General features: G+C 71.6%; 6 protein-coding genes. 4 read left to right on the forward strand and 2 right to left on the reverse strand.

Annotated elements, in window-relative coordinates:
• Nucleotides 1-294: 294 nt before the first annotated feature.
• Both ACTIR_RS0119600 and ACTIR_RS0119605 read right to left on the reverse strand, forming a co-directional pair.
• Nucleotides 295-1,206 carry a MaoC/PaaZ C-terminal domain-containing protein gene (locus ACTIR_RS0119600; RefSeq protein WP_026455551.1) on the reverse strand — a complete coding sequence of 304 codons (912 nt, stop codon included), beginning with the start codon at nucleotides 1,204-1,206 and terminating at the stop codon, nucleotides 295-297.
• Nucleotide 1,207: 1 nt separating this feature from the next.
• A complete protein-coding gene (locus tag ACTIR_RS0119605) occupies nucleotides 1,208-2,551 on the reverse strand; it encodes a 3-oxoacyl-ACP reductase (RefSeq protein WP_026455552.1) in 1,344 nt (447 codons plus the stop codon).
• A 100-nt stretch (nucleotides 2,552-2,651) separates the two neighbouring features.
• Here ACTIR_RS0119605 and ACTIR_RS0119610 point away from each other — a divergent pair, with 100 nt between their 5' ends.
• The 4 genes from ACTIR_RS0119610 (at nucleotide 2,652) to ACTIR_RS0119630 (ending at nucleotide 6,841) form a co-directional block, all read left to right on the forward strand.
• Nucleotides 2,652-3,986, forward strand: coding sequence for an acetyl-CoA C-acetyltransferase (locus ACTIR_RS0119610; RefSeq protein WP_026455553.1), 1,335 nt, complete (start codon nucleotides 2,652-2,654; stop codon nucleotides 3,984-3,986).
• 239 nt (nucleotides 3,987-4,225) lie between these two features.
• Nucleotides 4,226-4,987 carry a GntR family transcriptional regulator gene (locus ACTIR_RS0119620; RefSeq protein ID WP_026455554.1) on the forward strand — a complete coding sequence of 254 codons (762 nt, stop codon included), beginning with the start codon at nucleotides 4,226-4,228 and terminating at the stop codon, nucleotides 4,985-4,987.
• A gap of 73 nt (nucleotides 4,988-5,060) precedes the next feature.
• Complete coding sequence (locus tag ACTIR_RS0119625; protein ID WP_026455555.1) at nucleotides 5,061-6,029, forward strand: daunorubicin resistance protein DrrA family ABC transporter ATP-binding protein; 969 nt, start codon at nucleotides 5,061-5,063, stop codon at nucleotides 6,027-6,029.
• Nucleotides 6,026-6,841: an ABC transporter permease gene (locus ACTIR_RS0119630; RefSeq protein WP_007025291.1), complete on the forward strand. Its 816-nt coding sequence runs from the start codon at nucleotides 6,026-6,028 to the stop codon at nucleotides 6,839-6,841. Before ACTIR_RS0119625 ends, ACTIR_RS0119630 begins: the two co-directional genes overlap by 4 nt.
• Nucleotides 6,842-6,864 lie beyond the last annotated feature (23 nt).

Genomic DNA, 6,864 nt, shown 5'->3' on the forward strand with positions numbered 1-6,864 from the left:
GCGGCGGCCGGTCGCGGCGGGGCCATGGGGGGCGCGCCGATGGGCGCCGGAGCCAACCGCGGCGGCCAGGGCGGTGAGGACGAGGAACACCAGCGTCCGAGCTACCTGGTCGAGGCCGATCCGGACGACCTCTTCGGCACGGAGGAACGCACGGCGCCACCCGTCATCGGCGAGTGACACCCGCTCCCACCCCACCGGGAGCGGGTGCCGTGAAGGACTCCTTCGCTGCGTCGGATGCAGGGAAGGAGTCCTTCACGGCACGACAGCGGCCGCCCCGGGGACCCGGCGTCGGTGCTACTCCGGCGTGATCGTGCCGGACAGGTGCGGCTTGGGCTTGCGGGCGTGCCACAGCTCGAAGGCCCACCCGTCGCGGTCGGTGCCGTCGGTGCCGTCGGTGCGCCACGACGTGAAGGCGACCTTCGCGGGCAGCAGCACCGGCAGCTTGAACCGCACGTCCACCGAGTACGCCCCGGGCAGCCGGCCCTCGAACGCGGCCAGTGCGCGGGCCTTGCTCCACATGCCGTGCGCGATCGCGGACGGGAACCCGAACGCCTTCGCCGTCAGCGTGTGCAGGTGGATCGGGTTGCGGTCGCCGGAGACCTCGGCGTAGCGGCGGCCGATGTCGCCGGGCACCGTCCACACCGCGTCCGGCGTGGGCGCGGCCAGCTCGGTCTTCTTCGCCGGTTCCTGCCCGGACCCGCCGTCGGCACCGGACGCACCGGAGCCGCCCGACCCCCGGCGCAGGTAGGTGCTCACGTCGGTCCACACGGGCTCGTCCGACGCGCCGTCCTCCGAGACCAGCTCGCTGACGACGTCGAACTGCCTGCCCTTCTCGTGCGGCCGCAGGTCGCGGACCCGCACGCGGAGGGTGAAGGTCTCCCCCACCCGCACGGGCCGCCGCTGGGTGATCCGGTTGGCGACGTGCACCATGCCGAGCAGCGGGAACGGGAAGTCCGGCTCGGTCATCAGCGCGACCTGCATCCCGAACACCAGCACGTGCGGGTAGGTCGCGGGCACCTCGTCGTCGAGCCGGAACCCGCACACCCGGTCGTAGGCGGCCAGGTGCGCCGGGTCGATCGTGACGCCCGTGCGCACGTACTCGGTGTCCGGCAGCGTGTCGCCGCCGTTCTTGCGCAGTCCGCCGAGCACGGCCTTCGGGTAGAGGGTGCCCAGGCTCGGAACGGTGTCGAGTTGCTTGACGGTCATCTCAGGCCCCCAGGAAGCCCTGGCCGCACACGCGGACGACGTTGCCGTTCACGGCGGTCGAGGCGGGGTTGGCGTACCAGGCGACGGTCTCGGCGACGTCCACCGGCAGTCCGCCCTGCGACAGGCTGGACAGACGGCGGCCGAACTCCCGGATCATCAGCGGCACGGCGGCGGTCATCTGCGTCTCGATGAATCCGGGCGCGACGGCGTTGATCGTGGCACCGCGCTCGGCCATCCGCGCGGCGTAGTCGTCGACCATGCCGATCACGCCCGCCTTGCTGGTGGCGTAGTTGGCCTGGCCGACGTTGCCGGAGATGCCCGCGATGGAGGACACGCCCACGATCCGGCCGTTGTCCCGCAGGACGTCGTCGGCGAGCAGCTTGTCGTTCACGGCGAGCTGGGCGGCGAGGTTGACGGTGAGCACGGAGTCCCACTGGGCCTCGCTGAGTTTGGCCAGGGTCTTGTCCCGGGTGATGCCCGCGTTGTGCACGACGACGTCGACCCCGCCGTGCCGCTCGGTGAGGTACTCGGCGAGGCGGTCGGGCGCGTCGGCGGCGGTGATGTCCAGCTGCAGCGCCGACCCGCCGGTGCGGTTGGCCACGGCGGAGAGGTCCGCGCCCTGTGCCGGGATGTCCAGTGCCACCACGTGCGCGCCGTCGCGGGCGAGCACCTCGGCGATGGAGGCGCCGATGCCCCGGGAGGCGCCGGTGACCAGGGCGGTCTTTCCGTCCAGGGGCTTCTCCCAGCTGTCCGGCGCGGACGCCGTCGTGGTGCCGGTGGCGCCGACCCGGATCACCTGGCCGTCGACGAACGCCGACTTCGCCGACAGCAGGAACCGCAGGGTCGACTCGGCGACCTCCTCGGCACCGGCGGCGACGTAGATGAGCTGCGAGGTGGCGCCGCGCTTGAGCTCCTTGCCGACGGTGCGGGTGAAGCCTTCGAGCGCGCGTTGGGCGATGCGCTCCCGGCCGGAGACCTGCTCGGGCGGCGTGCCGAGGACCACCACCCGGCCGGAGTGCCCGATGTTGCGGATCACGGGGTGGAAGAAAGCGTGCAGCTCGCGCAGCTCGGACGGGTCGGTGATGCCCGTGGCGTCGAACACCAGCGCGCCGTAGCGGGAGCTCTCGGACGCCGAGCGCAGCACCTGGATGCCGGCGTTGCCGAGCTGGGTCGCCAGCGTCTTCTCCAGCCGCCCGTTCGGGGCGGCCCCCAGCAGTGCCGGCCCTTCGAGCGGGGGCTGGCCCGGGGAGTAGCGCCGCAGCACCGGCGGCTCGGGGAGCCCGAGCTTCGAGGTCAGGAACTTACCCACGGGTGTCGTGGTGAACTGCTGGTACTTGTCAGCCATCGGTCTGCCTCCCGTGCCGAGTATGCACTCCACAGCTTAACCTACTAGCGAGTAGGTTACCCTTGAGACGGGTGCGAAAATACGCTGACCAGGAGGAGCCATGACCTCAGCGCAGAAATCCGGCCGTGGCCGGGGGCGGAGCGGCCGCGGAAAGGCCGCGGAGACCGGCGTGCGGAAGGTCGCGATCGTCGGCGCCAACCGCATTCCGTTCGCCCGTTCGAACGGCCCCTACACCGACGCCTCGAACCAGGACATGCTCACCGCCGCACTGGACGGCCTGGTCAGCCGGTTCTCGCTGCAGGGCGAACAGCTCGGCGAGGTCGCCGCCGGGGCGGTGCTCAAGCATTCCCGCGACTTCAATCTCGCCCGCGAGACCGTGCTGGGCAGCGCGCTCTCGCCCACCACGCCCGCCTCGGACGTGCAGATGGCCTGCGGCACCGGCCTCCAGTCGATCGTCAACGTGGCGAACAAGATCGCCCTCGGGCAGATCGACTCGGCGATCGCGGGCGGGGTGGACACCACCTCGGACGCGCCGCTGGCGGTGAACGACTCGCTGCGCAAGCTGCTGGTGCGATTCAACGCGGCGAAGAGCACGGGTGAGCGGGCCAAGCTGCTCGGCAAGCTCCGCCCGGGGCACCTCGTCCCGGAGATCCCGCGCAACGCCGAGCCGCGCACCGGCCTGTCGATGGGTGAGCACGCCGCGCGCACGGCGAAGGCGTGGGAGATCGGCCGCACCGAGCAGGACGAACTCACCGCCACCAGCCATCAGCGGCTGGCCGCCGCCTACGACCGGGGCTTCTTCGACGACCTGGTGACCCCGTACCTGGGGCTGACCCGGGACCAGAACCTGCGCCCGGACTCGTCGGCGGAGAAGCTGGGCAAGCTCAAGCCGGTGTTCGGCGGCCGGGACGGCACGATGACGGCGGGCAACTCGACGCCGCTGTCCGACGGCGCTTCCATGGTGCTGCTGGCCACCGAGGAGTGGGCCAAGGAGCGCAACCTGCCCGTGCTGGCCTACCTGACGATCGCGCAGACGGCGGCCGTGGACTACGTGCACGGCGACGAGGGCCTGCTGATGGCCCCGGCCTACGCCGTGCCGCGGATGCTGGACAAGGCGGGCCACTCGCTGGGCGACTTCGACTACTACGAGATCCACGAGGCGTTCGCCTCGCAGGTGCTGGCCACGCTCAAGGCCTGGGAGGACCCGGAGTTCGCCAAGCAGCGCCTCGGCCGTGACGAGCCCGTCGGCGCGATCGACCGGGACTGGCTCAACGTCAACGGCTCGTCGCTGGCGGCGGGCCACCCGTTCGCCGCCACCGGCGGCCGGATCGTGGCCACCCTGGCCAAGCAGCTCGCCGAGAAGGGCTCGGGCAAGGGCCTGATCTCCGTCTGCGCCGCCGGCGGCCAGGGCATCACCGCGATCCTGGAACGCTGACCGGACGGTGTCACCCCGGCTGTGGCCGTGAGGGGCACCTTCCCTGCGTCAGGTGCCGTGAGGGGCACATTCGCTGCGTCAGGCGCAGGGAATGTGCCCCTCACGGCCACCGGTGACGCACACCCGGTGATGCGGCAGGTCAACACCTCCGGACCGGTGGTCACTTTCGCTCACACCGGCCCCGTGGTCAGAATGTAAGCTCCCCTGACCCGTCGGCGAGCGTGTGGAGAATCGACCCGATGGTGGACAGAACGAGTGGCGTGCCGGTGCACCGCCAGGTCGCCGCGGACGTCCGCGACCGCATCGCCGCCGGTGAGTACGGCCCCGGTGACCGGCTGCCGAGCGAGCGGGAGATGGTCGAGTCGTACGGCGCCTCGCGGCTGACCATCCGGGAGGCGCTGAACCTGCTCCGGGCCGAGGGGGTCGTGGTCACCGAGCAGGGCCGCGGTGTCTTCGTCCGCGACTGGACCACCATCCACCGACTCGCCCGGTCCCGCCTGTCCCGCTCCGCCCGGGAGCAGGACCGGGGCGCGTTCCGCGCCGACGCGGCGTCCGAGGGATTCACCCCGTCGGTGGCGGTCACCGTGCGGTTCGAGCCCGCCGACGAGCGCACCGCACGGCAGCTCGCCCTCACCCCCGGGGACGAGGTCACCGTGCGTGAACGGGTGATGTGCGCCGACGGGGAGGTGGTGCAACTCGCCGTCTCCCGCCTGTCCCGCGCGCTGACCCGCGGCACCGCGATCGAACGGGACGACGCCGGGCCGGGCGGGTCGTACGCGCGGCTGGAGGAGGCCGGACACCGGCTCGGCCACTACGCCGAGCACGTCGGTTCCCGGATGCCCACCCCCGACGAGGTCTCCACGCTGCAGCTGGGCCAGGGCATCCCCGTCCTCACGGTCACCCGCATCGCCCACGGCCGGGACGGGACACCGCTGGAGATGAACGACATGGTGCTGCCCGCGCACCGCTACCAGCTCTCCTACGAGTGGGCGGCCGACTGACGGCCCGCGGACGCGGGAACCGCCCGACGGAATTCGGCCGACATCTGTCGGTGGTCGCTTCTACTCTGGCCCTATGCCCCAGACCGAGAGACCGATCGCGGTTCGTGCCCGCGGTCTCGTCAAGACCTACGGTGCGACCCGCGCGCTGGACGGCGTCGATCTCGACGTGCCCACCGGCCGGGTGCTCGGCCTGCTCGGACCGAACGGCGCCGGGAAGACCACGACCGTACGCATCCTGACCACCCTGCTCAAACCCGACTCCGGCGAGGCGACGGTGGCCGGGCACGACGTACTCGACGACCCGAACGCCGTGCGGGCCTCGATCGGGGTCTCCGGGCAGTACGCCGCCGTCGACGAGAATCTCACCGGCTTCGAGAACCTCTACATGGTCGGCAGGCTCTACGGCCTGAACAAGCGGGACGCGAAGAAGCGCGCCCGGGAACTGCTCGGCCGCTTCCAGCTGGAGGAGGCCGCCGACCGCGCCGCCAAGGGTTACTCCGGCGGGATGCGCAGGCGGCTGGACCTCGCGGGCGCCCTGGTCGTCAACCCCGAGGTCGTGGTGCTCGACGAACCGACCACGGGGCTGGACCCGCGCGGGCGCCTGGACATGTGGGAGGTCATCGAGCAGCTGGTCGCCACCGGCGCCACGGTGCTGCTGACGACGCAGTACCTGGAGGAGGCCGACCGCCTGGCGGACACGATCGTCGTCATCGACCGGGGCCGGGTCATCGCCCGCGGCACCTCCGACGAGCTCAAGGACCGCATCGGCGGGGAACGGCTCGAACTCGTGGTGGCCGACCCGGGGAGCCTGCACACCGCCGAGCGGGTGCTCAAGGAGGTCGGCACGAGCGAGCCCGTGGTCACCGACGCCACCCGCACGGTCACCGTCCACGTGGACGCCGGTGCGACGGCGCTGATGGAGGCGCTGCGCAAGCTGGACGCCGAGGACGTGACCGTGCAGGACGTCGCGCTGCAGCGCCCCACCCTGGACGACGTCTTCCTGTCCCTGACCGGCCACGCCACCGAGGAGGAGACCCCGTGACCGGGTTCGCCAAGGTCCTGTCCGACAGCGGGACCATCACCTGGCGCAACGTGATGAACGTGCGGCGCAACCCCGACTGGCTGCTCGGGGCGACCGCGTTCCCGATCATGTTCGTGCTGTTGTTCGCCTACGTCTTCGGGGACGCGATCGGTGGTCCCGGTGGGGGTGGTGCGCAGTACCGGGAGTTCCTGATCGCGGGCATCTTCGCCCAGACGGTCGCGTTCAACTCCTCCTACACCGTGATCGGCTTCGCCAACGACCTGCAGAAGGGCATCATCGACCGGTTCCGCTCGCTGCCGATGTCCCGGTTGGCCGTGCTGGTCGGCCGCACCACCGCCGACCAGGTGCTCAGCATCGTGGTGCTGGTGGTCATGTCGGTGTGCGGTCTGCTGATCGGCTGGCGGATCAACAGCAGCGTCGGCGAGGCGGCGCTGGGCTACCTGATGATCCTGCTGTTCGCCCTGGCGATGTCCTGGGTCGGCGCCTACATCGGGCTCGTCGCCCGCAGTGTCGAGGTCGCCAACAGTGCGGGGCTGATCTGGATGTTCCCGCTGACGTTCGTCTCGTCGGCGTTCGTCCCGCAGGAGAGCCTGCCGGGCGTGCTGGGCACGATCGCCGACTGGAACCCGTTCACCGCCGCGGTCAACGCCACCCGCGACCTGTTCGGCAACACCAGCCCGGCGGGCTGGCCCGAGCCGTCCGGATGGCCGGCCGAGAACGCCGCCCTGTACGCGATCCTCAGCTGCATCGTGATCATCGGCATCTTCGCGCCGCTGGCGACCGCCCGCTACCGCCGGGTGGCCGCCCGCTGACCCGGGTCCGCGGGCGGCGGCCG

This window comes from Saccharomonospora iraqiensis subsp. iraqiensis, from assembly GCF_000430445.1.
In the GTDB taxonomy this organism is placed as follows: domain Bacteria; phylum Actinomycetota; class Actinomycetes; order Mycobacteriales; family Pseudonocardiaceae; genus Saccharomonospora; species Saccharomonospora iraqiensis.